The organism is Polaribacter sp. SA4-10, from assembly GCF_002163835.1.
In the GTDB taxonomy this organism is placed as follows: Bacteria; Bacteroidota; Bacteroidia; order Flavobacteriales; family Flavobacteriaceae; genus Polaribacter.
This window is the reverse complement of record NZ_CP019331.1, coordinates 3,075,925-3,101,120: the sequence shown is the minus strand read 5'-3', so window position 1 is coordinate 3,101,120 and position 25,196 is coordinate 3,075,925. Positions and strand designations below refer to the sequence as shown.

At 30.1% G+C, this 25,196-nt stretch carries 25 protein-coding genes and 1 other RNA gene; 7 read left to right on the top strand and 19 right to left on the bottom strand.

All coding sequences use genetic code 11. The annotated features are described in order from the left end of the window. Positions 1–63 precede the first annotated feature (63 nt). The gene (locus BTO04_RS13545) at positions 64–510 is read left to right on the top strand and encodes a hypothetical protein (RefSeq protein ID WP_087565007.1); all 447 of its coding nucleotides are present in this window, start codon (positions 64–66) and stop codon (positions 508–510) included. 29 nt (positions 511–539) lie between these two features. Here BTO04_RS13545 and BTO04_RS15270 read toward each other — a convergent pair whose 3' ends face one another. Beyond that, positions 540–704 (bottom strand): hypothetical protein, encoded by a 165-nt coding sequence (locus BTO04_RS15270; protein WP_157662472.1) that lies wholly within the window; start codon positions 702–704, stop codon positions 540–542. Between the two features lie 47 nt (positions 705–751). Continuing rightward, on the bottom strand, positions 752–1,735 hold the full coding sequence (locus BTO04_RS13540) for a M28 family peptidase (RefSeq protein ID WP_087565426.1): 984 nt from the start codon (positions 1,733–1,735) through the stop codon (positions 752–754). A gap of 70 nt (positions 1,736–1,805) precedes the next feature. Between BTO04_RS13540 and kdsA the strand changes: the two genes are divergently transcribed. Next, positions 1,806–2,624, top strand: coding sequence for a 3-deoxy-8-phosphooctulonate synthase (gene kdsA, locus BTO04_RS13535; RefSeq protein ID WP_087565006.1), 819 nt, complete (start codon positions 1,806–1,808; stop codon positions 2,622–2,624). A 13-nt stretch (positions 2,625–2,637) separates the two neighbouring features. Here kdsA and BTO04_RS13530 read toward each other — a convergent pair whose 3' ends face one another. Further along, a complete protein-coding gene (locus BTO04_RS13530; RefSeq protein WP_087565005.1) occupies positions 2,638–3,897 on the bottom strand; it encodes an ATP-binding protein in 1,260 nt (419 codons plus the stop codon). Positions 3,898–4,373: 476 nt separating this feature from the next. On the opposite strand from BTO04_RS13530, the gene BTO04_RS13525 reads away from it, so the two are divergent. Together BTO04_RS13525 and BTO04_RS13520 are read left to right on the top strand one after the other, a co-directional pair. After that, the gene (locus tag BTO04_RS13525) at positions 4,374–4,937 is read left to right on the top strand and encodes a hypothetical protein (RefSeq protein WP_087565004.1); all 564 of its coding nucleotides are present in this window, start codon (positions 4,374–4,376) and stop codon (positions 4,935–4,937) included. A 22-nt stretch (positions 4,938–4,959) separates the two neighbouring features. Beyond that, positions 4,960–5,325 (top strand): DUF2809 domain-containing protein, encoded by a 366-nt coding sequence (locus BTO04_RS13520; protein ID WP_087565003.1) that lies wholly within the window; start codon positions 4,960–4,962, stop codon positions 5,323–5,325. Here the strand turns inward: BTO04_RS13520 and BTO04_RS13515 are convergent. The 3 genes from BTO04_RS13515 to BTO04_RS13505 form a co-directional block, all read right to left on the bottom strand. Continuing rightward, positions 5,309–6,520 (bottom strand): mechanosensitive ion channel family protein, encoded by a 1,212-nt coding sequence (locus tag BTO04_RS13515; protein WP_087565002.1) that lies wholly within the window; start codon positions 6,518–6,520, stop codon positions 5,309–5,311. The genes BTO04_RS13520 and BTO04_RS13515 overlap by 17 nt on opposite strands. Positions 6,521–6,650: 130 nt before the next feature. Continuing rightward, positions 6,651–6,866 (bottom strand): DUF3820 family protein, encoded by a 216-nt coding sequence (locus tag BTO04_RS13510; RefSeq protein ID WP_087565001.1) that lies wholly within the window; start codon positions 6,864–6,866, stop codon positions 6,651–6,653. Further along, a complete protein-coding gene (locus BTO04_RS13505) occupies positions 6,867–8,072 on the bottom strand; it encodes an NAD(P)-dependent oxidoreductase (RefSeq protein ID WP_087565000.1) in 1,206 nt (401 codons plus the stop codon). Between the two features lie 230 nt (positions 8,073–8,302). On the opposite strand from BTO04_RS13505, the gene ssrA reads away from it, so the two are divergent. After that, positions 8,303–8,696: a transfer-messenger RNA gene (gene ssrA / locus BTO04_RS13500) on the top strand. 419 nt (positions 8,697–9,115) lie between these two features. Here ssrA and BTO04_RS13495 read toward each other — a convergent pair. Together BTO04_RS13495 and BTO04_RS13490 are read right to left on the bottom strand one after the other, a co-directional pair. Then, positions 9,116–11,347 carry a reprolysin-like metallopeptidase gene (locus tag BTO04_RS13495; protein WP_087564999.1) on the bottom strand — a complete coding sequence of 744 codons (2,232 nt, stop codon included), beginning with the start codon at positions 11,345–11,347 and terminating at the stop codon, positions 9,116–9,118. Positions 11,348–11,689: 342 nt separating this feature from the next. After that, positions 11,690–13,930, bottom strand: a complete 2,241-nt coding sequence (locus BTO04_RS13490; protein ID WP_087564998.1) for a zinc-dependent metalloprotease — start codon at positions 13,928–13,930, stop codon at positions 11,690–11,692. Between the two features lie 173 nt (positions 13,931–14,103). Here BTO04_RS13490 and BTO04_RS13485 point away from each other — a divergent pair, with 173 nt between their 5' ends. Then, complete coding sequence (locus tag BTO04_RS13485) at positions 14,104–16,491, top strand: BspA family leucine-rich repeat surface protein (RefSeq protein ID WP_087564997.1); 2,388 nt, start codon at positions 14,104–14,106, stop codon at positions 16,489–16,491. 452 nt (positions 16,492–16,943) lie between these two features. Here the strand turns inward: BTO04_RS13485 and BTO04_RS15785 are convergent, their stop codons facing one another. The 6 genes from BTO04_RS15785 to BTO04_RS13455 all read right to left on the bottom strand — a co-directional run bounded on the left by BTO04_RS15785 (position 16,944) and on the right by BTO04_RS13455 (position 20,657). Further along, positions 16,944–17,042 (bottom strand): PID-CTERM protein-sorting domain-containing protein, encoded by a 99-nt coding sequence (locus tag BTO04_RS15785; protein WP_368356383.1) that lies wholly within the window; start codon positions 17,040–17,042, stop codon positions 16,944–16,946. A 739-nt stretch (positions 17,043–17,781) separates the two neighbouring features. Beyond that, a complete protein-coding gene (locus tag BTO04_RS13475; protein ID WP_087564995.1) occupies positions 17,782–18,054 on the bottom strand; it encodes a hypothetical protein in 273 nt (90 codons plus the stop codon). Between the two features lie 3 nt (positions 18,055–18,057). Further along, positions 18,058–18,333: an ATP-dependent Clp protease adaptor ClpS gene (locus tag BTO04_RS13470; protein ID WP_087564994.1), complete on the bottom strand. Its 276-nt coding sequence runs from the start codon at positions 18,331–18,333 to the stop codon at positions 18,058–18,060. Positions 18,334–18,356: 23 nt separating this feature from the next. Further along, entirely contained in the window at positions 18,357–19,193 is an 837-nt protein-coding gene (gene prmA, locus BTO04_RS13465; RefSeq protein WP_087564993.1) for a 50S ribosomal protein L11 methyltransferase, read from the bottom strand. 91 nt (positions 19,194–19,284) lie between these two features. Beyond that, the gene (tpiA, locus tag BTO04_RS13460; protein ID WP_087564992.1) at positions 19,285–20,043 is read right to left on the bottom strand and encodes a triose-phosphate isomerase; all 759 of its coding nucleotides are present in this window, start codon (positions 20,041–20,043) and stop codon (positions 19,285–19,287) included. A gap of 116 nt (positions 20,044–20,159) precedes the next feature. Then, positions 20,160–20,657 (bottom strand): TlpA disulfide reductase family protein, encoded by a 498-nt coding sequence (locus BTO04_RS13455; protein WP_087564991.1) that lies wholly within the window; start codon positions 20,655–20,657, stop codon positions 20,160–20,162. Between the two features lie 116 nt (positions 20,658–20,773). On the opposite strand from BTO04_RS13455, the gene pyrF reads away from it, so the two are divergent. Next, positions 20,774–21,592, top strand: a complete 819-nt coding sequence (gene pyrF / locus BTO04_RS13450) for an orotidine-5'-phosphate decarboxylase (protein WP_087564990.1) — start codon at positions 20,774–20,776, stop codon at positions 21,590–21,592. 5 nt (positions 21,593–21,597) lie between these two features. Here the strand turns inward: pyrF and BTO04_RS13445 are convergent, their stop codons facing one another. From BTO04_RS13445 to BTO04_RS13430, 5 genes are all read right to left on the bottom strand, one after another. Further along, entirely contained in the window at positions 21,598–23,205 is a 1,608-nt protein-coding gene (locus tag BTO04_RS13445; RefSeq protein WP_087564989.1) for a family 16 glycosylhydrolase, read from the bottom strand. A gap of 143 nt (positions 23,206–23,348) precedes the next feature. Next, positions 23,349–23,537 (bottom strand): hypothetical protein, encoded by a 189-nt coding sequence (locus BTO04_RS13440; protein WP_087564988.1) that lies wholly within the window; start codon positions 23,535–23,537, stop codon positions 23,349–23,351. Between the two features lie 117 nt (positions 23,538–23,654). After that, positions 23,655–24,365: a DUF4197 domain-containing protein gene (locus BTO04_RS13435; protein ID WP_087564987.1), complete on the bottom strand. Its 711-nt coding sequence runs from the start codon at positions 24,363–24,365 to the stop codon at positions 23,655–23,657. A 55-nt stretch (positions 24,366–24,420) separates the two neighbouring features. Continuing rightward, complete coding sequence (locus BTO04_RS15395; RefSeq protein ID WP_198342068.1) at positions 24,421–24,585, bottom strand: DUF5522 domain-containing protein; 165 nt, start codon at positions 24,583–24,585, stop codon at positions 24,421–24,423. A gap of 59 nt (positions 24,586–24,644) precedes the next feature. Further along, the gene (locus tag BTO04_RS13430; protein ID WP_087564986.1) at positions 24,645–25,187 is read right to left on the bottom strand and encodes a DUF4136 domain-containing protein; all 543 of its coding nucleotides are present in this window, start codon (positions 25,185–25,187) and stop codon (positions 24,645–24,647) included. Between the last annotated feature and the right edge of the window lie 9 nt (positions 25,188–25,196).

Sequence of the window (25,196 nt, the reverse complement as noted above, 5' to 3'; positions counted from 1 at the left end):
AACAATAATTAAAAAAGTTAGATGTAAATTTGCATCGATATTAACTTATAAAATAATCATTATATGAAAAAAGTGTTTTTATTAGTAGCCTTATTAATTGGTTCAGCATTTTCCTTAAATGCACAAGATATTTCTGATAATGCAATAGGTTTACGTTTTGGAGGAGGAAATGGTGTTGGTGGTGAAATTTCATACCAAAAATCTCTTGGAGATAGCAATCGATTAGAAATTGATTTAGGTTTGGCAAATGAATTTACCAACTTTAAAGCAACTGGATTGTACCAATGGGTTTGGAGTTTAGAAGATAAATTTAATTGGTATGCTGGTGTTGGTGGTGGATTAGTCTCTGCAGATGGAATGGGAATTTATGGTGCAGGAGTTATTGGAATTGAATACAATTTTGATGCCCCAATTTTACTTTCTATAGATTATAGACCTGAAATTGGTATTGCTGGTGGTTTAGATGGATTAAATTCTGATATTGCTTTAGCTGTTAGGTATCAATTTTAAATAACACCTTTTAATAAAATACAAATCCTCTAAATTAATTTTTTAGAGGATTTTCTTTTACTCGCTTTTGAAAGTGGATTAAAGTCTAATGCTAAGTGTAAACAATAATATAAGTTTACATCTAAAGCTTCATCACTTAAATAAACAAAGCCTTTCCTTTTTTCAGCATCAAAATGAATACTTTTTTCTCTCAAAAATTGAGAAACTCTGTCTGCAAAATATTAACTAAATGCCATTATTTTTACTTTTCTTCAAGTACCACTCTTGTTGGCGTATCTTTTCCGCTAATAATACTTTCAGTTCCCTTAGCAACCGCTTTTATAGTTTCTGTAACTACGGCAAAATCTAATGTTTCTGATTCATCTGAAGCTTTATGATAATCTTTATCTACATCAATTGGTGTTGTAGAAAATGTGTGAGAAGGAACTCCCAAACGTGCTAAAGAAGCATTATCTGATCTAAAAAACAAATTGTACTTTGAATACGGATCTGGATGTAAAGTATAGCCCGAACCTTCTAAATTCTTTTGAACAATTTTCCCAAAATCAGAACGATCAAAACCGGTTAACCAAGCTGTATTTGGTCCAAAACTTGGTGTTTTACCAATCATTTCTAGATTAATACCTGCAACAAATTTACTAACATCAATTCCTTTACCAAAATGGGTAGAACCAATTAATCCCATTTCTTCTCCAGTAAAAGCGACAAAAAGAAGGGTTCTTTCATTATTTGCTTTTGTTTTAAAGTATTCTGCCAAAGCCAAAACACCTGTAACACCAGAAGCATCATCATTTGCACCATTGTAAATACTATCTAATTGTCCTTCTTTTTTTCTAATTCCTAAATGATCATAATGTGCAGAAACAATTACATATTCGTTTTTTTTGCTTTTCCCTTCTAAAACTCCTATAATATTACTCGTAGTTAATTCTTTTTTCGATCTTCTGTCGGTAAAAGTAAAAGTCTGTCTATAATCTTTTAATGTATCATATGTTTTTAAACCAATTCTTTTAAACTCATTTTCTATATATTTAGCTGCTTTCTCAATTCCAGGTGTTCCTGTCATTCTCCCTTCCATTTCATCCGAAGCCAAAGTATACAAGTGTTTTTTCACAGTTGAAGAATCAATTGTTACTTCTTTATTATCTACTTTAATTACTTTAGAACTTTCTTTACAAGAAATTATTCCAGAAAATATTAAAACTAAAAGTATTATTTTTTTCATTTTATTTGATTTTTTAAAAGCATAAATATAGCTAATTAAATTTCGTATTTTTGTCCAAAAATTTTTAATGATGGATTTATCTCTTATTCCCAATATAAAACATACAGACGCTAATAACTTTTTTCTACTTGCTGGGCCTTGTGCTATTGAAAGTGAAGAAATGGCAATGAGAATTGCAGAAAAAGTAATTTCAATTACTGATAAATTAGAAATTCCGTATATTTTTAAAGGAAGTTTTAAAAAAGCAAATAGAAGTAGAATTGACAGTTTTACAGGAATTGGAGATGAAAAAGCATTAAAAATTTTACGTAAAGTTTCTGAGACTTTTGGAGTACCAACTGTTACAGATATTCATGAAGTTTCTGATGCAATAAAAGCTGCAGAATATGTAGACGTTTTACAGATTCCTGCTTTTTTAGTTCGTCAAACAGATTTAGTAGTTGCAGCTGCACAAACGGGTAAAGTTGTCAACTTAAAAAAAGGACAATTTATGAGTCCTGGTGCAATGAAACACGCTGTTCAAAAAGTGAAAGATGCTGGTTCTGAAAAAGCATGGATTACAGATAGAGGAACGATGTTTGGCTATCAAGATATGATTGTAGATTTTAGAGGAATTCCTGAAATGCGCGAATTTGCGCCAACAATTTTAGATGTAACTCACTCTTTACAACAACCGAATCAAACTGCTGGAGTTACTGGTGGAAGACCAGAAATGATAGAAACTATTGCTAGAGCTGGAGTTGTAAATAATGTTGATGGTTTATTTATTGAAACACATTTTGATCCTGCAAATGCAAAAAGTGATGGTGCAAATATGTTACACTTAGACAATTTAGAAGCTCTTTTAACGAACTTAGTTGCTATTAGGAAAACAATAAACAATTTTTAATATTAAAAATTGTTTATTGTTTTGGAATTGTAAAATAAAAAGTAGTACCAATATTTAATTCACTTGTAAGCCAAACATCACCTCCCATTGTGTTTATTATTTTTTTAACTAGAGATAAACCAAGACCTATAGATTCTTTTTCATCACTTAATTCTAACCTCTTAAATAATTTAAAAATCTTATCAAAATACTTTTCTTCTATTCCAATTCCATTATCTTCTATAGAAAATAAATAAAAATCACCCTCTAATTTATAATCTATATATACCTTTTTAGTTTCTTCATTGTTATACTTAAATGCATTTTGAATTAAATTTTGAAACACTTGTAATACCTGAAATTTCACACCTTCAATTATTGGAAAAACATTCTTTAAAATGACTTTACTTTTAGGATCTGAATTAGATTTTGAAATATTAATCAACATTTCATTTAAATTAATTATCTCATTTTCTAAACCAATTTTACCATTTAAAGAATAATCTAAAATTCCATTTACTAATAGTTCCATATGGTTGGTTAAATCTTTTATCAAATTTAAATTAGAAACAACATCCTCTTCAAAAACCTCACCATAATCAACTAATAACAAATGAGTAACTGTGTAAATATTTCTTATTGGACTCTTTAAATCATGAGAAATCACATAAGCATATTCTTCTAACTCTTCATTCTTTTTTAAAAGTACTTCTGTTTTTTCTTCTAAATCTCTTGTTCTGATTTTAACTTTTTCTTCTAACTCTAAATTACTTTTTTTAAGTGCTTTTTTATATCTCATAGAATGATTTAAAATTATAAAAGAGAAAATAAAAATGGTTGTCATAGAAATAAGAATCGCATAACCGTCATAACCAATAAACTCTGTTGCAGATACTCTAAAAAAAATATCGACCAGGCATGACGCATTAAAAAGAAGAATATGAAATCTATCTTTAAATAATAAAATAGACCCAAAAACAGTAACATATGTACCTAGTAAATAATCTAAACTAAAATCATTAAGGTACGTTGTATAAATTAAGTAGTGAGAAAATATAAACAACATACCAAATGTATACCATCCATAATTATTAATTACACTTTTATTTTTAGTAAATGGTAACAACCCAACAATTAAGAACAAGATTGACATTACCTCTCTTAACCAATTAATTTCAATTGCGTTTGGGTTTAATTTAAAGATTAATAAAGAGTATATAATAATACTAGGACTTAATATTAAACAAGTAATACTCGCATTTTTAATTTCAAAATCTTCTAATTTATTAATCATAAATAATTTACATGAAAGCTTGAATAAGAAACATTAAAAACCAAAAGTATCATTTATTTTTTTATCCTTCAGAACTAATATGCATAAAAACCTATTTCATTTTGTAAAACCATTTGTCTTTAAGTTGATGTACTTCTTAGAAACTGTTAATAATACTTCTTCATTTATTTGATCTATATTAGTATGCCTTAGAGATTATACTACTATTTTGTTTTCAGAAATTAAAAACTCTTGGTATTTTATTAAATGTGCAGAAACCAAAAAAATAACATCAACATAACTTTTTTTATTTGAAGAATTTAAGTTAAAAAACGGTTTCTCTTCTAAATATTAAAAAGGAATTTTCCATTTAAATTGTAAATGAACATCAGGAAAACGTTCTACAATTAAGATCTAAAGATGCAATGAAATTGATTTAAAATATATGCTTCAACAGGCTTCATTAATTATATTATATTTGCGTAAGTTATATAATTATGAGCAAAAATTTAAAGACACAAAATACTTTTTCTATAAACTTCATATTGAAAGGAATTACTAGTATTCTTATTGGAGGTTCTTTTTTAGCAGGAACGTATGCTATAAAATATCTTTTAGATACTAATACAACTCTTGAAAAATTATCACCTAAAAGCATTCAATTTTTAATCATCTTAGTTCTTCTTGCAATTCTAGTTAGTGCTACATTAACAATCTATTTTAAAGTAAAGAAAACTGCCGAAAAATTAAATTATAACCTATGGAATGAGGATACTAAATTAGCTTCTAAAAAGTATGTGACAGGAATTTCAATCATTTCTATTGTCTTATTAACGTTATTTATTCTAGATTTATTTAATTACATAACTCCCATTTTTCTAGTTCTGTATGGAGTTTTCTTATTTATTTTCAAGAATAACGAACGTAAAAATTTACTAATTATATCTGGAATTTGTATCCTATTAGCTTGCTATTGCTTTATAATACCTAGTTATTGGTATTCATCTCTTTCTATTTTAGGAATTGCACACATTACTTATGGTGTTGTGTTAAGAGAATAAAGTTTTCTGAACATTTGTAAATATGAAATTCAGTAAAAAATACTTTGTAATCTTTGTAGTTTTATTTCTTATTGAAGTAATAATTGCAAAATATACAACTGGATTTATAAGACATACTGTTGGAGATTATTTAGCAGTAATGTTTGTTTATTCTTTAATAAAAAGTGTTTTTAATATTTCTGTTGAAAAAGCATTATTAATAACATTTATAATTTCATTTATTATTGAATTTCTTCAGTTATCAAATCTGCAAAATAATTTTCCAGAAGAGTATTCAAAAGTTTTAAAAATAATTTTAGGAACTTCTTTTAGTTTTAGAGATTTAGTTGCTTATACTTTGGGAATTATATCAATCTTAATTCTTGAAAAAACTAATCACCAATCTTAAATCCTGGTTTTACATATCCTTTTGGCACATTTTCTGGTGGAACCGTTAAAACATTTCCATCTCTAATAGCATTATAATGTGGAGACAATATTTCTATACCTGCATTATGCAACTCGTTTTTAATGCTTTCGTGTAAATAAGAATAAATTAAAGCTCCTTTTTCAGGGTTTTTAGTGTGACAGTTTACCTCATAATTAATATAAAAATCATCTAAACTTTTCACTAAAACAAAAGGTGCTGGTTTTTCTAAAATCATTTGAGTATTTTTAGCACCTTTAACCAAAGCTTGTATTACTTCTCCACTTGGTACATCATAACCAATAGTTACAGAAGTATGTAAAATAATACCAACATCTTCTGCTGCATTTTTACTGAAATTAATAATATGATTTCCTAAAATTGATGAGTTTGGGATCGTAACATCAATATTTTTAATTGTTTTAATTCTTGTAACTAATAAACTTCTTTCTGTAACATCTCCTATAGTTTCTCCAATCTCTACTCTATCACCAACTTTAAAAGGTCTCATGTATGTTATTACAACTCCTGCAACAATATTTGAAATTGCTGCTGTTGAACCTAATGAAAATAGCACTCCAAAAAAGATTGAAACTCCTTTAAAAGCATCAGAGTCTGATCCTGGAATATATGGAAAACAGATAATTACAGCAAAAGCAATAATTACAACTCTAACTAAATTAAATGTTGGTTTTGCCCAATCTGCATAAAACCCATCTAATGTTACTGCTTCTCTTTCTAATTCGCCTGTTAAATATTTTAAAAATTTTAATAAATACTTGGTGATAAAAAAGATAACCACAATGAAAAATAAGTTAGGTATAAAGTTTAGAATTCCGTTAACTAAAAAGTTAACAGGCTTCATAACATACTCAAAAACTTTTTTTGCAAATTCTTCTGTTTCTGGAATAAAACTAAAAACAAAAGGTAAATAAACTATTAGAAAAAAAACACTAACACCAATTCTAATAGACTTAACAACAAACTTTAAAATGTGTTTTTCTCTTCTAGGTGTAATAAATTTAAAAAAACGTAAAATTTCTTCATTCCTAAAAAGCACATTTCTATCTAGTTTATCAACTTTAGATTGAAACCATTTAAAAAACTTTTTTAAAAGAAAAAAGAATAGAAAAACACCTAAAATAGCTAGACTAAAATAAACATATTTTAACACCATAGTAATATTTTTTGATTGCTCTATTTTTTATTTTTTTTGAAATGAAATAATTTAAAATACTACAAATACAACTTCAAACCTTTCTTTAGATTTATTAATCAGTCTTAAATAAAAAAAGATTGATTAGAAATTACACCCTAATTTTTCTAATAAGATCTTCTAAACCATTTAATTGAAGTTCATAAACCAACTCCATTTGTTTTCCTAATTTTCCGTTAGGGAAACCTTTGTTTTTATACCAAACAATATAATGCTCTGGTAAATCAATAAGAAATCTACCTTTGTATTTGCCAAAAGGCATTCTCATTTTTGCTAAATCGATGAGAAATTGTTGATTATCTGTCATTTATTCTTTTCCATCAACATAATCTTGTAAATAAGAAAAACGTGCTGTCAATTTTCCGTTTTCTGTCATTTTTGCGCGTGCTAACACTCCATCTTTATCATTATTAAAAAAAGCAGGAATTACGTTTTCTAAAAACATCTCGCCAAAACCTTCACTCGCATCTTTAGGTAATTCACAAGGTAAATTATCTACAGCCATTACAACAATAGCGTTTTCATCTTTATAATTAACTTCAGATTCTGTTATTGGATTATAACCATAAATTGGATCTGCAATTGTAGAAGCTCTTAAAGTAGAGGCAACTGGACCATCTACATCACAAGAAATATCTGCTACAAATTTAATATTGAAGTTCGTAGATTTAGCATCTTCTCTTGTATACAAATAGGGCGCTCCATTGCCATAAAAATGACCCGCTATAAAGAAATCTGTTACTTCTGAAAAACGCAAAAAGTTAGATTCATAATTTTCTGGATGCTTATAAAAATCAAAATTACCTATAACTTGTCCGTCTTTACGCTTGTTATAAGCTAACACATCTGCTAAACAATATACAGGCTCGTTAAAAGTAGTAGATAAGTACTCTTCTACAGCAACTTGTTTTATACCCATAGCATCTAGCATTTCTTTAGATCCATAAGCAACTTTACCACTTCCTGTTAAAAGGATTTTTAAATTTGGTAACTCGATTTTATTTAATTCAGCAATTAATTCTTGTTGACTGTCTAAAGTTGCTGCTTTTGGCAAATTAAAAGTCTGATTTTTTAAACCAATTGCTCTAAAACCATTATAAGCACCAACAATTCCTGCATAACGTCCAAAACCAATAAGTCTTGCTCCGCTTTCTTTGATGATCGTTTCGTGGTCAAATAACTCGATATTTTTTTCTAAAATAGCAAGCAATAATTTTCTATTATAGGGCTGTTTTTTTATAGTATGACTAAAAAAGAAATATTTTTTATTAGGAATTAAAGCGTCAATTGGCACCTCTTTTACACCAAACAAGACATCACAGTCTACCATGTTTTTAGTTACTTCTAAACCAGCAGCTAGATATTGTTTGTCTGTAAAAACTCTAATATCAGAAGACTCAACTTTTAAGGTAGCATCAGAAAATTTTTCTTTAAATTCCTTTAGTTTTTCTGGTGAAAAAACAACTCTTCGATCGGGTGGGTTTTTACGTTCTTTTATAATGCCAAACTTCATATTCTTATTGTTTTAAAAGATACTGAAACGCGTTCAGTATAAGTGGTATAATATTTGCTCGAAGATATTAGATTTTATAATGATAAACAACTGTATTTTTTATACTTTTGCAAACCACATTTCTAATATGGAAATGTTTCTTTGACATTAATAATGAAAATTTGATGAGTTCCTGAAACCAGTTCAGGATTAAATCAATTAAGTAAAATAAATTTTACTATTTTTATTAAGGGGACGACTGGTTTTGACAGCAAGGACAGTGAATTTGTAAGCATACCGAGTTATGAAATAACACTCGTAAAACCTAATTTCAACTTTTTAAACGGCGAAGATAACTACGCTTTAGCTGCTTAATCCGAATCACAGTAGGATTGGCCTCGGCACACTAGGTGTGCAAGCTTTATGTCCACGAACAGCCCTGATTTACGGCGTTTCACTTTTGGATATCGTAAAAGTAAATATAGAAAACTTGAAGCTTTGGCAAGTTTTTGAAACTAAAGAAGATAAGCTAAAATCAGGTTGTTCTTAACCAACTTTTAGTCGAAAATTAAGAAAGAACTAAGTATGTAGAAAGCTTTTTGGCTGCTTGTTTGGACCCGAGTTCGATTCTCGGCGTCTCCACAAATTAAAAAACCTCAACTAATTGTTAATCAATTTGTTGAGGTTTTTTAATAATAAAGCACTAGTCAACGAAATACAAAAACCACTTCATTCTAAGTCTTTCAAAAATCCCTTTATATTTAAATATAATACAAACTTATTCTATGTAAATTGACTCTAAGTATACTCTATCTAAAATAAAAATGGCAGTTATTTCATTTAAATAGATTGAGGCCTATATTTCAAAAAATAAATGATTATTCTAAAGTAGATTACTAAATAACTAAGACTTTCTCTTTAAGATTTACATTTGGAAACCTTTAGTAATTTGAGCACTTTTTATTATGAATAATTTAAGTTCTTAGCAAATTATATTTTTTTATCACAAAAAAAAACGAAGCCATATGAATGACTTCGCTTTTATAATATAAGGTAATTGGTAATTACTGTATCAGTATCTTCATCGTATTACTTTCTTTTCCAATAGAAATCTTTACAAAATAGACACCACTAGTTATATGACTATAATTTAATTGCGCATTAAAGCTTCCTTTATTTTCAAATAATTTATTTTCAATTTGTCTTCCGCTTACATCAAATAAAGAAATCTTAATTTTCTCTTGAGATTTTGGTGTAAAGTTAAGAGTAACTATGCCATTTGTAGGATTAGGATGTAAAGATAAATCGCTAAAAGCAATGCTTTCCGCTACTTGTAAAACACCTTCAATACTAATATCAGCATCATTAACATCATAGTAATAATTACCCACTGGTACCACTTTTACACGACCTGTATTAGTAGACGTAGAAGGAACTGTAATCTCTACAGTACCATTATTTGCTACATTAGAAGCCAATGTTACAGGAAACGTTTGACCACTGTCATTAGAAAATAGCAAATTTACATTACTTGTATTCATAGGCGCTATGTCTGTATTTGCCACATCCCAAGTTACCGTTTGAACCGAATTAGGTTCCCAGACTGTTGCTGTGTTTTGCGACGTAATTATAAAAGGGCCCGAAGTATCGTCTATGGTTACAATAACATCATCTGATGCAGATGCACCTCCATTGAGTTCATTATCACGCAGTGTTACTCTAAACTCCATCGTTCTGTTCACAGAAGGAACAACTTCCCATTCATTTGCTGAAAGCCCCGCCAAAACAGTTAGCATATCTGGCATAAAACGAGTTGGAGATGAAATTGAAGAGTTAGATCTAAACATGGGTCCAACTTCATTTGTAGGTAATGGAGGCATTACTCCAACTTCTTCGTCAATTTGTTCCCAGTTATAGGTTAGCGCATTTGGATCTGAATCAACATCATTACCAATGGCATCTAAACGAAATGGTGTAGACGCAGGGGTTGTAAAATCTTCAGGTGCAATTACAGTTGGAGGCTGGTTACCTGTATCTGTTTGCTCTTCACAGCTTACTGTGTTAACATATGCCCAAATTTCCTGAATACTTATCGCATGAAAATGGTCATCACTATTAGTTTGAACATTAGGACTACAAATTCCTGCATACCCCATTATTGTAGATGCACTTCCGGGCTCCATAGAAGTTGAACTAACACGGTTACAACTATTATTTTGAGTATGGTTTGCGCCAAATTGATGCCCCATTTCGTGAGCTACATAGTCTATCCAAAAAGTATCCGTAGTTGGCACGGATGAACCTGTAACGCCACCTGCTTTTCGCACACTACAAGGAACACCTAAAAAGGCAACACCACCACCACCGGTGCTGTAAACGTGACCAATATCATAATTTATAGGACCAATAGCTCCGTCACAAACTCCTTGGTTTACGGCAAGCATAGAAGTTCCGTCATCATCATCATAAGGATCTGTTGTTCCATTAAGAAAAATAATAGCTTCATTATTATCAACAATTACCATACGTATTGCAAAATCTCTTTCATACACCCCATTTACACGCACCATAGAAATCATCATTTCTTCAAGTACAATTGCCTTTTTTTCTGAATCTGGAGTTAAGATGTCTGTAATTGGAATATCTGCTTGATCTAAGTGGTATTGTGCATACTCAGATGTACAAGCTAAAGCAAGCCTATAGGTTCTTAACACACTATCGTCAGCATTTCGCTGTTGCGATACATTTGTTAAATCTGGCGCTACGTAACCTTCGGGTTCAAAGACTTCGCATTCAAATTCACTCTCAATTCCTGATAGACTATTTTTTTGATAAGCTATATAAGTTCCATTATTCTTAGTGTAAGAATCTATATAGTACGTAGGAAAACGCCCAGAGGAAACCATTGCACTTAGTCCTTTCTGAGGAGAAATACTAAAATGAATAACAGTACTTGCATCACTTAAACTTACCCCTTTATACGCTCTTAAATTAGGATGCGCTGCTTGTAAACCGTCCTGAAAAACAGAATGTTCTTTCACACGAAAAGTTTCTGTAGTACCGTCTGCTAGCGGAAAATCCAACTCAACGGTAGTATTTAATGCACTTTGGGTTGCAGATAAATGCGCTTGAATTGCATTTAACTGTAGATTATGTAATTGAAAATCAGAAGGCATTGTGCGACGAAATTGTAAAGAAGCACGGCGATTTAAAGATTTATTTTGTTCCCAAAAGTTATTCTGGGCGGCACTTACTGCAGTAATACATACCGCAAATAGAAGTAATAGTTTTTTCATAATGTGGGGGTTATTTTAATTTAATAAAAAATATTATTTTGAAAGGTAGCGTATGTATCTACATACATCCTAACTAAAATGACAAAAATAGATCAATGCACCTCACACATTTTTCAAAAACGTTTCTTATCGGCTTAATTGATTACTAAAACTATGCATAAAAATACCAATCTAACTAATAAAAAAGTGCTTTTGAATTACATGAATACATCCAATTGACACTAAAAATATTGAATACTTTAAGTTTATACTCCTTTTATAACGCAAGTTCTAATTATTTTGAAACAAAAAAAACGAAGCCATATGAATGACTTCGCTTTTATAATCTAAGGTAATTAGTAATTACTGTATCAATATCTTCATAGTACTACTTTCTTTTCCAATAGAAACCTTCACAAAATACACACCACTAGTTAGATGACTATAATTTAATTGCGCATTAAAGCTTCCTTTATTTTCAAATAATTTATTTTCAATTTGTCTTCCGCTTACATCAAATAAAGAAATCTTAATTTTCTCTTGAGATTTTGGTATAAAGTTAAGAGTAACTATGCCATTTGTAGGATTTGGATGTAAAGATAAATCGCTAAAAGCAATGCTTTCCGCTACTTCTAAAACACCTTTAATACTAATATCAGCATCATTAATATCATAGTAATAATTACCCACTGGCACCACTTTTACACGACCTGTACTGGTTAATTCCGAAGGAACTGTAATCTCTACAGCACCATTATTTGCTACATTAGATACCAATGTTACAGGAAACGTTTGCCCACCATCATTAGAAAATAGCACATTTACATTACTTGTATTAATAGGCGCTATGTCTGTATTTGCCACATCCCAAGTTACCGTGTGCGTCGAATTAGGCTCCCAAGTTGTTTCCGTATTTTGCGATGTAATTATAAAAGGACCCGAAGCATCATCTATGGTTACAATAACATCATCTGATGCCGTTGCAGCTCCATTAAGTTCATTGTCACGCAGCGTTACTCTAAATTCCATGGTTCTGTTCACAGAAGGAACAACTTCCCATTCATTTGCTGAAAGACCCGCTAAAACAGTTGGTATATCTGGCATAAAACGAGTTGGAGATGAAATTGAAGAGTTAGATCTAAACATTGGTCCAAATTCATTTGTAGGTACTGGAGGCATCGTTCCAATTTCTTCGTCAATTTGTTCCCAGTTATAGGTTAGCGCACTTGGAGCTGAATCAAAATCAATACCAATGGCATCTAAACGAAATGGTGTAGACGCAGGCGTTGTAAAATCTTTAGGTGCTTTTACAATTGGAGCCTCGTTACCTGTAGCTGTTTTCTCTTCGCAGTCTTGTGTATTTATATATGCCCATATTTCTTGAATACTTATTGCATGAAAATGGTCATCACTATTATTCTGAACATTAGGACTGCAAATTCCTGCATACGCCATTATTGTAGAGCCACTTCCAGGCTCCATTGCAGTTGCGTCATTTCTGTTCAAATCACAACTGTTGTTAAATGTATGGTTCCCTCCAAATTGGTGCCCCATTTCATGGGCAACAAAATCAATCCAATAAGAATCTCCAATTGGCTCAAATAAACCTGTAACGCCTCTCGCTTTACTTCCGCCTCTACAAGGTACTCCCAAAGTAGCAACACCTCCACCACCAGTGCTATATATGTGTCCTACATCGTAATTTTCAGAACCAATTTTATCATCCGTATCCAATTGATTAGATTCTAATAACGCTAAACCTGCTTCATTAGCATGTGGATCCGTTACAGCATTTAGATACATGATTGGTTCGTTGTTATCTATAATAACCATGCGTATTGCAAAATCTTTTTCATAGACACCATTTACACGCACCATAGAAAGCATCATTGCTTCAAGTACAATTGCCTTTTTTTCTGAATCTGGAGTAGTAATGTCTGTAATTGGAATATCTGCTTGATCTAAGTGGTATTGTGCATACTCACCTGTACAAGCTAAAGCTAATCTATACGTTCTCAAAATTTTATCATTAGCATTTCGTTGTTGCGACACATTTGATAAATCTGGAGCTACGTAACCTTCGGGTTCAAAGACTTCGCATTCAAATTCACCTTCAAATTTAGGAAGACTATTTTTTTGATAAGTTATGTAGGTCGCATTATTCTTAGTATAAGAATCTATATAATACGTAGGAAAACGTCCAGAATACACCATTGCACTTAGTCCTTTCTGAGGAGAAATACTAAAATGAATAACAGTACTTGCATCACTAAGACTTACCCCTTTATAAGCTCTTAAATTAGGGTATGCTACTTGCAAACCATCTTGAAAAACAGAATGTTCTTTCACACGAAAGGTTTCTGTAGTGCCGTTTGCTAAAGGAAAATCTAACTCAACTGTAGTCTTTAATGTATTTTGGGTTGCAGACAAGTGCTCTTGAATTGCACTTAACTGTAGGTCATGTAATTGAAAATCTGAAGGCATTGTCCGGCGAAATTGCAAAGGAAGAAGGTCGTCTACAGAATTAATTTGATCCCAAAAATTATTTTGGGCAGCACTTACTGCGGTAATACATACCGCAAATAGAAGTAATAGTTTTTTCATAATGTGGGGGTTCTTTTAATTTAATATAAATTATATTCTATAAAGGTAACGCATGCATTTAAATAAATCCTAAATAATAAGGGCAAAAATAGAATAGTACACTTTACATATTTTTAAAAAAAAGTTCATTAATCGTTTAATTGATTACTTTTATCAAAATAATAATAATAATTATGAGAACCCCCATTCTAGTTTTAATTTTATTCACATCATTTTTAATAAAAGCACAAACTCCCATAAACGATGAGAACTTCCAACAAGCTATAAATACTTGTTTATCTACAAATCCAGTAGATGGAATATGTAGCAATAGTGCATACGGCCCAATCCCAGACTGGGATGTAAGTTCTGTAACTCATATGGAAGATGCGTTTGCTGTTAAAACCTATTTTAATGGAAACATTGGCTCCTGGGATGTAAGTAATGTAACAGATATGAGCAATATGTTTTACGGAGCATCCTCATTTAATCAAAATATTGGTTCTTGGGATGTGAGTAGTGTTACAAATATGATAAATATATTTTATGGGGCCTCCTCATTTAATCAAGATATTAGTTCTTGGAACGTAAGTAGTGTTATTAATATGGACAAAATGTTTTATGGAGCATCTTTATTTAATCAAGATATTGGTTCTTGGGTTGTGAGTAATGTAACTTCTATGTCTCTTATGTTTACTAATGCTGCTGCTTTTAATAAAGATATTAGTAGTTGGGATGTGAGTAAAGTTACTGATATGAGAGCTATGTTTGATGGTTCAAGAATATTTACTGAAAATTATGATAAGATACTAATTGGATGGGCTGAACAACCTGTTCAGCAAAATGTAACATTTGGTGCAAGTGGTATTCCATATTGTAATGGAGAAGTTGCAAGAGATAAATTGATAGCTAATTATAATTGGAATATTACAGATGACGGTAAAGATTGTGCACCTGCATCTGTAATAAAAGATGCTGACTTTAGGGTTGCTATAAATACTTGTTTATCTACAAATCCTATAAATGGGTTATGTAATGATAGTAAATACGGAGCAATGCCAGAGTGGGATGTAAGTAATGTAACTGATATGAAAGCAGCTTTTAAGGATAGAATCTCTTTTAATGGAGATCTTAGCTCTTGGGATGTGAGCAGTGTTACTGATATGACCCAGATGTTTCAAAGTGCATCCTCATTTAATCAAGATATTGGTTCTTGGAATGTGAGTAAAGTGACTGAGATGAACTATATGTTTTTTATTGCTACTGCTTTTAATCAAAATATAGGTTCTTGGGATGTGAGTAATGTTACTAATATGATCAGTATGTTTTTTCAAGCATCCTCATTTAATCAAGATATTGGTTCTTGGAATGTGAGTAAAGTGACTGATATGAGTGCAATGTTTTTCGCTGTAACTTCTTTTGATCAGGATTTAAGTACTTGGGACGTGATGAAGGTTACTAATATGAGCGCTATGTTTTATGGAGCATCTTTATTTAATCAAGATATTGGTTCTTGGGATGTGGGTAATGTAACTTCTACGTCTGCTATGTTTGGGGGAGCAACGTCATTTAATCAAGATATTAACTCTTGGCAGGTGAGTGCTGTTACCGACATGAGCGCTATGTTTTATGGAGCATCATTATTTAATAAAGATATTGGTTCTTGGGATGTGGGTAGTGTAACCTCTACCTCTGCTATGTTTGGAGGAGCAACGTCATTTAATCAAGATATTAGCTCTTGGCAGGTGAGTGCTGTTACTGATATGAGTTCTATGTTTGAGGGAGCGACATTATTTAACCAAGATATTGGTTCTTGGCAGGTGAGTGCTGTTACTGATATGAGTACTATGTTTAGGGGAGCGACATCATTTAACCAAAATATTGGTTCTTGGAAAGTGAGGAATGTTACTGAAATGGATAGTATGTTTTATCAAGCATACTCATTTAATCAAGATATTGATTCTTGGAATGTGAGTAGTGTTATTAATATGTATTTCATGTTTAGGGAAGCATCTTCATTTAATCAAGATATTGGTTCTTGGGATGTGAGTGCTGTTCTTTATATGAACTATATGTTTTATGGAGCATCCTCATTTAATCAAAATATTGGCTCTTGGAATTTGCATAATGTTACTGATATGAGAAATATGTTTGATAATTCGGGAATATCAACTGATAATTATGATAATATACTAATTGGGTGGACTAAACAATCTGTTCAAACATATGTTTATTTTGGTGCAAAGGGTATTGCATACTGTAATGGAGAGGATGCAAGACAAAAATTGATAGCTAATTATAATTGGAATATTACAGATGATGGTAAAGATTGTGCAACTGCTTCTTTAGAGGAAAATAATACATTCGCTATTTCTTTTTATCCAAACCCAGTAAAAGGCAAACTATTTATTCAAGGATTATCAAATCCTTCAAAAGTTTCAATCTACAATGTGTTAGGTAAATTAGTGTTATCTGAAATAACTTCAAGTGAATTAGATTTGAAGGGATTACAAAGTGGTGTTTATATTGTAAAAATTATTGACCAACAAAAAGAAACAACACGTAAGTTCATAAAGAACTAATTTTTAGAGATACAACACCCATTAAACAAAGCACCTCTTTTAAGAGAGGTGCTTTGTTTAAATTGATTAGTGAACAACATAGTACCTCTTCCGTAAGATCTAACTTGTTTTTAAAACTTAATATTATAGTCATAACAAGGCTACACAGTCATAAATAGAACATGATAATCAAAACCATTAATAAATAAAATATTAATACTGTAGTGGTTTAATTAGGTTATCACACATACACTATTAGAACCAGTTAATGGGGTTTCAATGCATTTTCTTAATTACGGTTCAAGAGGTTGCTGGTTTGAACCCCGGCATGGTGACAAGAACTCATCTTTTGTAAAGATGAGTTCTTTTTTATTATTAGAATCAACTCCAATAGAAAAGTCCTCAAGCTATCGCTTAAGGACTTTTCACCTAACCAAACTTAGTATAAAAACTAACTATTACTATCTTAAATATTATTTATATATCTTTTTTACTCCATATATTAATCCCACTATGAATAACAAAACCGTATAACCATCTATAAGTAACCCTGGCGGTGGCGGGGGTGGCATAGGTGGTGGCACTATCTGTGCAAAACCACTTTTAATGAACATTATAATCGTTACGATTAATATGAGATTTTTTTTTACATCCATTTTTTGTTGCTTCTATCCCTAAGGTCTTTAATAGCCATAAAAGTCACTACAAATAAAGAATAAATTAGTGTTTTTTTATAAACACTTTCGATGAACTGCACTTTAGTTAAGGTGTTATTCAGTAATTAGACGATGTAAGGGAATACTCTAACTTTAATATTTTACTAATGACTTAAGTATTTCTTTAAGTCTTATAGAAGAAACTTCACTTTAGACGAACTTTAAATATTGATTTTAAAATCTAATACAGAACATTTACATGATTAATTAAAGTACCATGCAACAGATAATCAAAAGACCTTGAAAAGATATTAACTCCGTCAAAAGTTACTACTAAATCTTCTGTGATAGTAGAATTAAATTCTGATAAAAAGAAGATAAAGTCATTTCTACAGGAACAGGTTCTACAATAACACCTTCTTTATTACAAGAATTATAATAAGAAATAAATGTAGAAAGTATTTTTTTATTGTGTCTTTTAAAATATAGTGATAACCAAATAAAATCTCCATATAGTTTATAAAAAGAGAACTATTACATTGGTTTGACTTCGTATTATTATACACCAATATAAAAACGCATTTATAGACTATTTAGTGTTATAAGAACATTTTTCTATAAAAAGTAACTTAAAGCATATGAACAAAAACCCTATTTAATCTAAATACTGTTTTATAGCAATACGATGTGCAGGAATACTTTTATTATAATCTTCTACTAATAATTCTAAAATTTCTGGTGGTTTAAAACCAATATCGTTTTTAGATTGATATTTTGAAACAAATAAATTATAAGTAGAATTCTTCTTTTCAAAAATTAAAAAATGAGTTTCATTTAATTCCGTAAAGCAAATTTCGTTTCCAGAAAAAGTATCTGATGTATCTAAAAAGAAAATTGAAAACTCGTAATACTTAAAAACATTTTCCATAATTTATACTAATTCTGCGGATAAACCTAGTTGTAACAACTTAGAACATCTTGGTTCTAAATATTTATATTCACCAGATTTTACGGTGCATTTCCCTTTATAATGCACTATAGTGGCACATTGTTCTGCTTGTTCAAGAGTATGCTCACAAACACTAATGAGAGCATCAATTACATGGTCAAATGTATTTACATCATCATTATGTAAAACTATTTCATGTTGAAACGTTTCCTGCTCTAAAACATCAACGTCTTCTTGTATTTTTTCTTTTGTGCTCATGCTATAAAAATAAAAAAATATTTTTACTTTTTGTTATACTTTAACGCTACCCAATTATTTCTTTCAATATACGTTTCTAATTTTAAACTGTATTTAGAAACTTCTGTATCTATAGTTGGAATATCGTCTTTGTAAAATCCACTTAATAAAAGTACGCCATTTTCATTTAAACAATTAGCATATACTTTTATATCCATTAATAAAATATTTCTATTAATATTAGCTATAATAACATCGTATTTTTTATTGGTTAAAAGGGATGAATCTCCTTCATAAACAGTAATATTTTTACAGTTATTTCTTTCTACATTTTCTAATGAATTTTCATAACACCAATTATCAATATCTATAGCATCTGTAGGATTTGCTCCTTTCATTTCAGCAAAAATTGCTAAAATCCCTGTTCCACAACCCATATCTAAAACCTTTTTATTTTCTAAATCTAGTTTTAATAAGTGCTGAACCATCATGTGTGTCGTTTCATGATGACCTGTTCCAAAACTCATTTTTGGTTCTATTACAATATCAAACTTTAAATTTGGATTTTCATGAAACGGTGCACGAATACTAACCAAATCATCAACTTGAATAGGAGAGAAATTCTTTTCCCATTCTGCATTCCAGTTTGTTTGCTCAACTTCATTTTGATTATATTCTATACTAAACTCATCAGAATTTAAAATAAAGATTTCATCTAAAATAGTGTTTTTCCAATCTTCTTTTTGAATGTATGCAGTAATACCACTTTCGGTTTCTACAAAACTTTCAAAACCAACAGCTCCTAATTCTGCAATTAAAATTTCTGTTCCTGGTTCTTTTGGAGAAACCGTAAAATTGTATTCTATATATATATTATCCATATCAATGTAAGTTGAATCAAATCAAAAAAAAATGCATCAAGATTAAAAAATCTCGATGCAAATTTATTGTAAATATCTTTAAATACGATGCTTAAATAGCTTTAATAATTCCTGTAAAATCGGCTACATTTAATGCAGCACCACCAATTAAACCTCCATCAACATCTGGCTTAGAAAAAATTTCTTCTGCATTTGCAGGTTTTACACTTCCTCCGTATAAAATAGAAACATTCTCGGCCACTTCTTTATTGTATTTTTTCTCAACAATACTTCTAATAAAACCATGCATTTCTTGTGCTTGTTCTGCACTTGCAGTTTCTCCAGTTCCTATTGCCCAAACCGGTTCATAAGCTAAAATAATACTTTTCCAAGCAGCTGCTTCTAAATGAAATAATGCATTTGCTATTTGGCTTTCTACCACAGCAAAATGATTATCAGACTTTCTGTCTTCTAACAATTCTCCAAAACAAAAAATAGTTTCTAAATCATTTTCTAAAATAGCATCCACTTTTTCAGCTAAAGAAGCATCCGTTTCATTAAAATAAGTTCTTCTTTCTGAATGCCCTAAAATAACTGTTTTAATACCTACTGCTTTTAACATATCTGCAGAAATCTCACCAGTATAAGCACCATTTTTAGCTTGATGCATATTTTGAGCAACTACTTCTATATTAGAATTTTTAGCTGCTTTTACAGAAGAAGATAAATTTACAAAAGTTGGAGCAACAATTACTCTTGTATTTTTTAATGATACGTCTTTAATTGATTTTTTTAAATCTTTAATCAACTTTTTACTTTCTTCCTTATCATTATTCATTTTCCAGTTTCCCGCAACTATTTTTGATCTCATAATTATGATTTTAATACCTTATAGAAAAGGTAGGTTTTTAAACTTCTATTAAGATGTAAATTTAAGAAATGGAAAAGAAAATTACCGCTTCAAAAAGAAATAGTTACTAAAACGATTTATATAGCTTTTTTTAAGGCTTCTATAATCTTTTTATCTGAAGATTTTGTGGCTTTAAAAAGTGTTATTCCTCCGTTTTCATCAATCACTAAACACCTAGGAATCCAATTTAAATTTAAGAAATCTACAAAATCGCCATTGTTCATTCCTTTTGGTAAATTATAGTGTTCTCCATTAATTTTAAATCTCTGGACACCTCTTTTCCAAGAATCCTTCTTTTCATCAATAGATAAAAACAGAAACACAACCTCTGGAAATTCTTTTTGCAATTCCTTTACCTTAGGCAAACCTTTAATACAATCTGCACACCAAGAAGCCCAAACATCAATTAAAATTTTTTTTCCTTTATATTGATTTATTACCTCTTTAAAAGAAGAGGAAGAGTCATCTAAAGCAATTACAGTATCACTTAATGCTTTTTCTGAAAATTGTGTAGGAGTTTCAAAATTACAGCTTACTAAAATTAAGGAAAGTAATAGTATTGTTTTTTTTATCATTTTTAACTGGGTATTAATTATATCTTATTCTTGTCTATAAATTCAGTGATTACTTACAAAATGAACTATAAATAAACCGCAAATTTAAGTACTTTTGCAATACTTATAACTAACAAATGACGACACAACAACTAGTAGCTCAAATTAAGAAAAAAAAATCATTTTTATGCATTGGTTTAGATGTAGATTTAAATAAGATTCCTGCTCACTTATTAAAAGAAGAAGATCCTATTTTTAAATTTAACAAAGCTATTATTGATGCTACTCATCACTTATGTGTTGCTTACAAACCTAACACCGCTTTTTACGAAGCTTATGGTATAAAAGGTTGGCAATCTCTAGAAAAGACAATTAATTATATCAACAAAAATTACCCAGAAATTTTTACAATTGCTGATGCAAAACGTGGCGATATTGGTAATACCTCTACAATGTATGCAAAAGCATTTTTTAAGGATTTAGCTTTTGATTCTGTAACTGTTGCTCCTTATATGGGAAAAGATTCTATTGAGCCCTTTTTAGCTTTTGAAAACAAACATACCATTATGTTGGCGTTAACTTCTAATGAAGGTGCTTTTGATTTTCAAACAAAAAAAATAGATGGCAAAGAAGTATATAAACAAGTATTAGAAACGTCTAAAAACTGGAAAAACTCAGAAAACTTAATGTATGTTGTTGGCGCTACAAAAGCGGAGTATTTTAAAGAAATTAGAAAAATTGTTCCTACTTCTTTTTTATTAGTTCCTGGAGTTGGTGCTCAAGGAGGTAATTTACAAGATGTTTGTAAATATGGTTTATCAGAAAATATTGGCTTATTAATAAACTCTTCTCGTGGAATTATTTATGCTTCAAAAAATGAAGATTTCGCAAATAAAGCAGCTATAAAAGCAGAGGAACTACAAAAAGAAATGGCTATTATTTTAGATGAAGTTTAGAAAACTTAATTTTTAATTATCTTAAAGGTTTCTACTTTAACACCACCTTCTAACTTTAAAAAATAAACACCTTTTTTAAAACTAGAAAAATCGATAGCCTTCGTCTTTTGGTCTATAAAAAAAGTTTTCACCCTACTTCCTGTAAGGTTATAAATTGTTGCCTTAGCTCCAACAAATAAACTTGGAATTTTTATTGTTAATTTATCGTTTATAGGGTTTGGATAAATACTCACTTCCTCTAAATTAGAGCTAGTAGAAGATGCCGTAGACTCTTGATACACGCGTACATAATCTATTTCCATAGCATCTGCTGTATAAGAACTTGCTATGCTAGGCTGAATGGCAACATTTAATAACAAATATTGTTCTGCATCAAAAGGCCAAGTACTTGCGTCTTTATTTTCTGGATTGTATATATAATGAGTAACCCCATCAACTTTAAAAACCATTTTTTCTGATGACCAATCTAAACTATACACATGAAAAGCACTAGATGCTGTAGCAATAGTTTGCCCTCCATGATTTACTGTTCCTCCATAACTAGAAGGTGTATGCATTGCACTTTGAACAACATTTTGATTACTTCCCCAATGTTCCATAATATCAATTTCTCCACATGCTGGCCAATTAGCAGTACCAAATTCACTTGACCAATACCCTCCAGGTTCATTAATATTTTTACCCAGTGTCCAAATTGCTGGCCAAGTTCCAACTCCTGTTGGTAATTTTGCTTTTACTTCTATACGTCCATATTTAAAAGCAAACTTTGAATTTAATCTTGCTGATGTATATTCTTTTGTCACTCCTTGATTTCTGTAGGATTCTTTTTTTGCTTCAATGTTTAAAATACCATTGTCCTTAAAAGTGTTTTCTATTCTATCTGTATAATGCTGAACTTCGCCATTATACCAACTTCCTCCATTTGGTAATTGCGTTTGATGAAACCATTTACTAGAATCTATCGCCCCATTTCCATCAAATTCATCTGACCAAACTAAATTATTAAATATTGAATCTGAACTAGAATTATTATCTTCCTCACTAAGTATTCCATCATATAGAACATCATCTATATAAGCAATAATGTTGCTGGAATTATTTTCTCCATTTAATTGTATTACTACTCTATTAAAGTCATTTCTAGATGTTGGTGCTATTGAACCTGAATCTAAATTAATATAGTTGTCATTTTTAAAATCGAAAGTAATTGTTTGCCATTCATTAAGAACAAGAGGTTTAATTATTTCACTTTGTGTAGACCAAGGAGCACCAATTTTTCCATCTTGTAATTTCAAAGAAATTTGATTTGTTTCTGTTCCTGTAATATCATTTGAAGGAACATATATTTTTAAAGAAAAAGTATAATCATCAGATAAATTAAAATTGATAGGAACATCAAATCTAACATTTGCATAAGCTTCTCCAGTATCTGAATATTTTAAAACGGTATTCGAAGTATTAATTCCTTCTTTATATAGATTTGAAGACTCAGTTGAGATACCACAATCATCTCCAAACCATGAACTAATGGTACCATTTCCTTCAAAATCATCTTCAACAGTTTGACTAAATGAAAAAATACTGAATAGCAATAGAAATAAAGAATAACGCATATAGAGTGATTTGTTGATTAACTAATTTCAACAAATCTACTTCTTCTTTCCATCAAAAAGTTAAAAGGCACCTATACAGAAACAATACAAAAAACTTAAAATGCACTTAATAATCTTCAGAATTTAAAAGAAAGACATAATTACTATACAGGAAGTTCTCTATCTAAATAATTAACTTTATTTAGTTTACTTAAAACTTTCATCGCTTTATAAGCAGCAAAGTCACTTATAGACTCATCTACAAAACGATAGTCATTCGACTTTTCTAAAAGTCTATTATATCTATCTTCAAGATGTTTTTTGTAGCTGTGTAGTTGATTTAAACGTGACATAATTAGGGTTATAAAACACTTAAATATACACAATTTATTTATATAATCTAAAAATAAATAGACAAAAAAAACCTACATGATAAAATGCAGGTTCTATTATTTCTAAAAACACATGTTTTACTTATTATCTTGCAATGCAAAAACTTGCTTCAATAAAGCAGTGTTTCTTAAACCTGCCTTTTCTCTAATTCCTTTTTCTTCAACTTCAATCATTGTAAACACCCCTTTTAAAGCTTGGTTTGTAACGTAATCTGTTAAATCTGGATTTACTTTTGTTACAAAAGGAATAGAATTGTACTTGCTAATTAAGTTTAACCATACTTTATCTGCACCAACTTTACCAAATGAATTTTTAATGACCGGTGTAAACTCACTATATAATGCTGTTGAAGTTTTATTTTTTAAATATTTTGTTACTGCATTTTCATCACCTAAAAGTATGTTTTTAGCATCATTAAAAGACATGTTTTTTACAGCATTTACAAATATTGGAGTTGCAGTTTTAACCGCATCTTCTGCTGCTCTATTTAAAACTTTTATACCTTCATCTGCCAAATTACCTAAACCAATTTTACGCAAACCTTTATCTAAAGTTTGTAATTCTTCTGGCAATAAAATTTTTACCATTTCATTTTTATAAAAACCATTTGAAGCCGTTAATTTAGAAACCTGATTTTTAATTCCGTTATCTAAAGCTTGTCTTAATCCATTTCCAATTTGCTCTTGACTTAAAGCCCCGCCACTTGGTAATTGACTAACTACTTTCTGTAACTCTGCACAACCAGCAAACTGAATTGCAATAACGAATACTAAAATTCTTTTTATCATTTTTTTAATCTATCCTTTGACTCTTTGAACCCTTTTTTATTGATACGTCACAATTTTATTTAAAACTATCTGTTTTTTTATCATAACCATAAGGACAATGTTTACAACCACTTTTGCAACAATGCCCTCTTTTTAAATGATATTTTTCTGTAAAAACACGAAAACCTTGTTCGTTCAGATAATAATCATCTTTTTCTAATGCTATTCTTTTATTATACACTTTACAAAAATAGTTTTTTAATTCATAAAAAAAGCGTTCATAAGAACGCTTTTTAACTTTTACTTTTCTTCTTGACCTGGAGGAAATCTTGAAATAATTTCCTTTACAAACTCTTTAATTCTTGCTTCTTTCTTTTCTCTGTTTTGAATTTTTAAAGCACCAGTTCCAATTCCCTGCCAAACTAATTCTTTCTTTTCTTTATCAATAAAATCAATAAATAAAGTTCCTTCTGTATATTGAGAAACATTTACGGTATTCATATTTCCATACATAAATGGATTCCAGCCAAAACCAAAAGAATAACCAAAATTTCTATTTTGGTTGATGTTTACTTTCTCTCTAGATTTTGTAAAAATACTTACTAACATATCTGGGGTATCAGATTTTGTAAATCCTTTTGCTACTAATTCACTTTCTATAGCTCTTAAAACTCGTTTTTTATCTAAGTCAGAAATTTCTGCTTTATCAATTCCTGTTTTATAAAATGCAAAAGTTTTGTATTTGTTAAAATCTGCTTTAGAATCATAATCTGTAGCTACTTTTATAGCGCTACAAGAAGTGATTAAAATCATACCAAAAACCAACATTACTAACTTTTTCATAATAGATCT

Coding starts and splice junctions, on each gene's coding strand:
- BTO04_RS13485 (WP_087564997.1), top strand. CDS start 14,104: ATGAGAACCCCCATTCTAGTTTTAATTTTATTCACATCATTTTTAATA.
- BTO04_RS13440 (WP_087564988.1), bottom strand. CDS start 23,537: ATGTCACGTTTAAATCAACTACACAGCTACAAAAAACATCTTGAAGAT.
- BTO04_RS13445 (WP_087564989.1), bottom strand. CDS start 23,205: ATGCGTTATTCTTTATTTCTATTGCTATTCAGTATTTTTTCATTTAGT.
- BTO04_RS13435 (WP_087564987.1), bottom strand. CDS start 24,365: ATGATAAAAAGAATTTTAGTATTCGTTATTGCAATTCAGTTTGCTGGT.
- BTO04_RS15785 (WP_368356383.1), bottom strand. CDS start 17,042: ATGCCACCCCCGCCACCGCCAGGGTTACTTATAGATGGTTATACGGTT.
- BTO04_RS13545 (WP_087565007.1), top strand. CDS start 64: ATGAAAAAAGTGTTTTTATTAGTAGCCTTATTAATTGGTTCAGCATTT.
- BTO04_RS13455 (WP_087564991.1), bottom strand. CDS start 20,657: ATGATAAAAAAAACAATACTATTACTTTCCTTAATTTTAGTAAGCTGT.
- BTO04_RS13430 (WP_087564986.1), bottom strand. CDS start 25,187: ATGAAAAAGTTAGTAATGTTGGTTTTTGGTATGATTTTAATCACTTCT.
- BTO04_RS13490 (WP_087564998.1), bottom strand. CDS start 13,930: ATGAAAAAACTATTACTTCTATTTGCGGTATGTATTACCGCAGTAAGT.
- BTO04_RS13505 (WP_087565000.1), bottom strand. CDS start 8,072: ATGAAGTTTGGCATTATAAAAGAACGTAAAAACCCACCCGATCGAAGA.
- pyrF (WP_087564990.1), top strand. CDS start 20,774: ATGACGACACAACAACTAGTAGCTCAAATTAAGAAAAAAAAATCATTT.
- BTO04_RS13510 (WP_087565001.1), bottom strand. CDS start 6,866: ATGACAGATAATCAACAATTTCTCATCGATTTAGCAAAAATGAGAATG.
- kdsA (WP_087565006.1), top strand. CDS start 1,806: ATGGATTTATCTCTTATTCCCAATATAAAACATACAGACGCTAATAAC.
- BTO04_RS13515 (WP_087565002.1), bottom strand. CDS start 6,520: ATGGTGTTAAAATATGTTTATTTTAGTCTAGCTATTTTAGGTGTTTTT.
- BTO04_RS13475 (WP_087564995.1), bottom strand. CDS start 18,054: ATGGAAAATGTTTTTAAGTATTACGAGTTTTCAATTTTCTTTTTAGAT.
- BTO04_RS13495 (WP_087564999.1), bottom strand. CDS start 11,347: ATGAAAAAACTATTACTTCTATTTGCGGTATGTATTACTGCAGTAAGT.
- BTO04_RS13470 (WP_087564994.1), bottom strand. CDS start 18,333: ATGAGCACAAAAGAAAAAATACAAGAAGACGTTGATGTTTTAGAGCAG.
- prmA (WP_087564993.1), bottom strand. CDS start 19,193: ATGGATAATATATATATAGAATACAATTTTACGGTTTCTCCAAAAGAA.
- BTO04_RS13525 (WP_087565004.1), top strand. CDS start 4,374: ATGAGCAAAAATTTAAAGACACAAAATACTTTTTCTATAAACTTCATA.
- BTO04_RS13530 (WP_087565005.1), bottom strand. CDS start 3,897: ATGATTAATAAATTAGAAGATTTTGAAATTAAAAATGCGAGTATTACT.
- BTO04_RS13540 (WP_087565426.1), bottom strand. CDS start 1,735: ATGAAAAAAATAATACTTTTAGTTTTAATATTTTCTGGAATAATTTCT.
- BTO04_RS13520 (WP_087565003.1), top strand. CDS start 4,960: ATGAAATTCAGTAAAAAATACTTTGTAATCTTTGTAGTTTTATTTCTT.
- tpiA (WP_087564992.1), bottom strand. CDS start 20,043: ATGAGATCAAAAATAGTTGCGGGAAACTGGAAAATGAATAATGATAAG.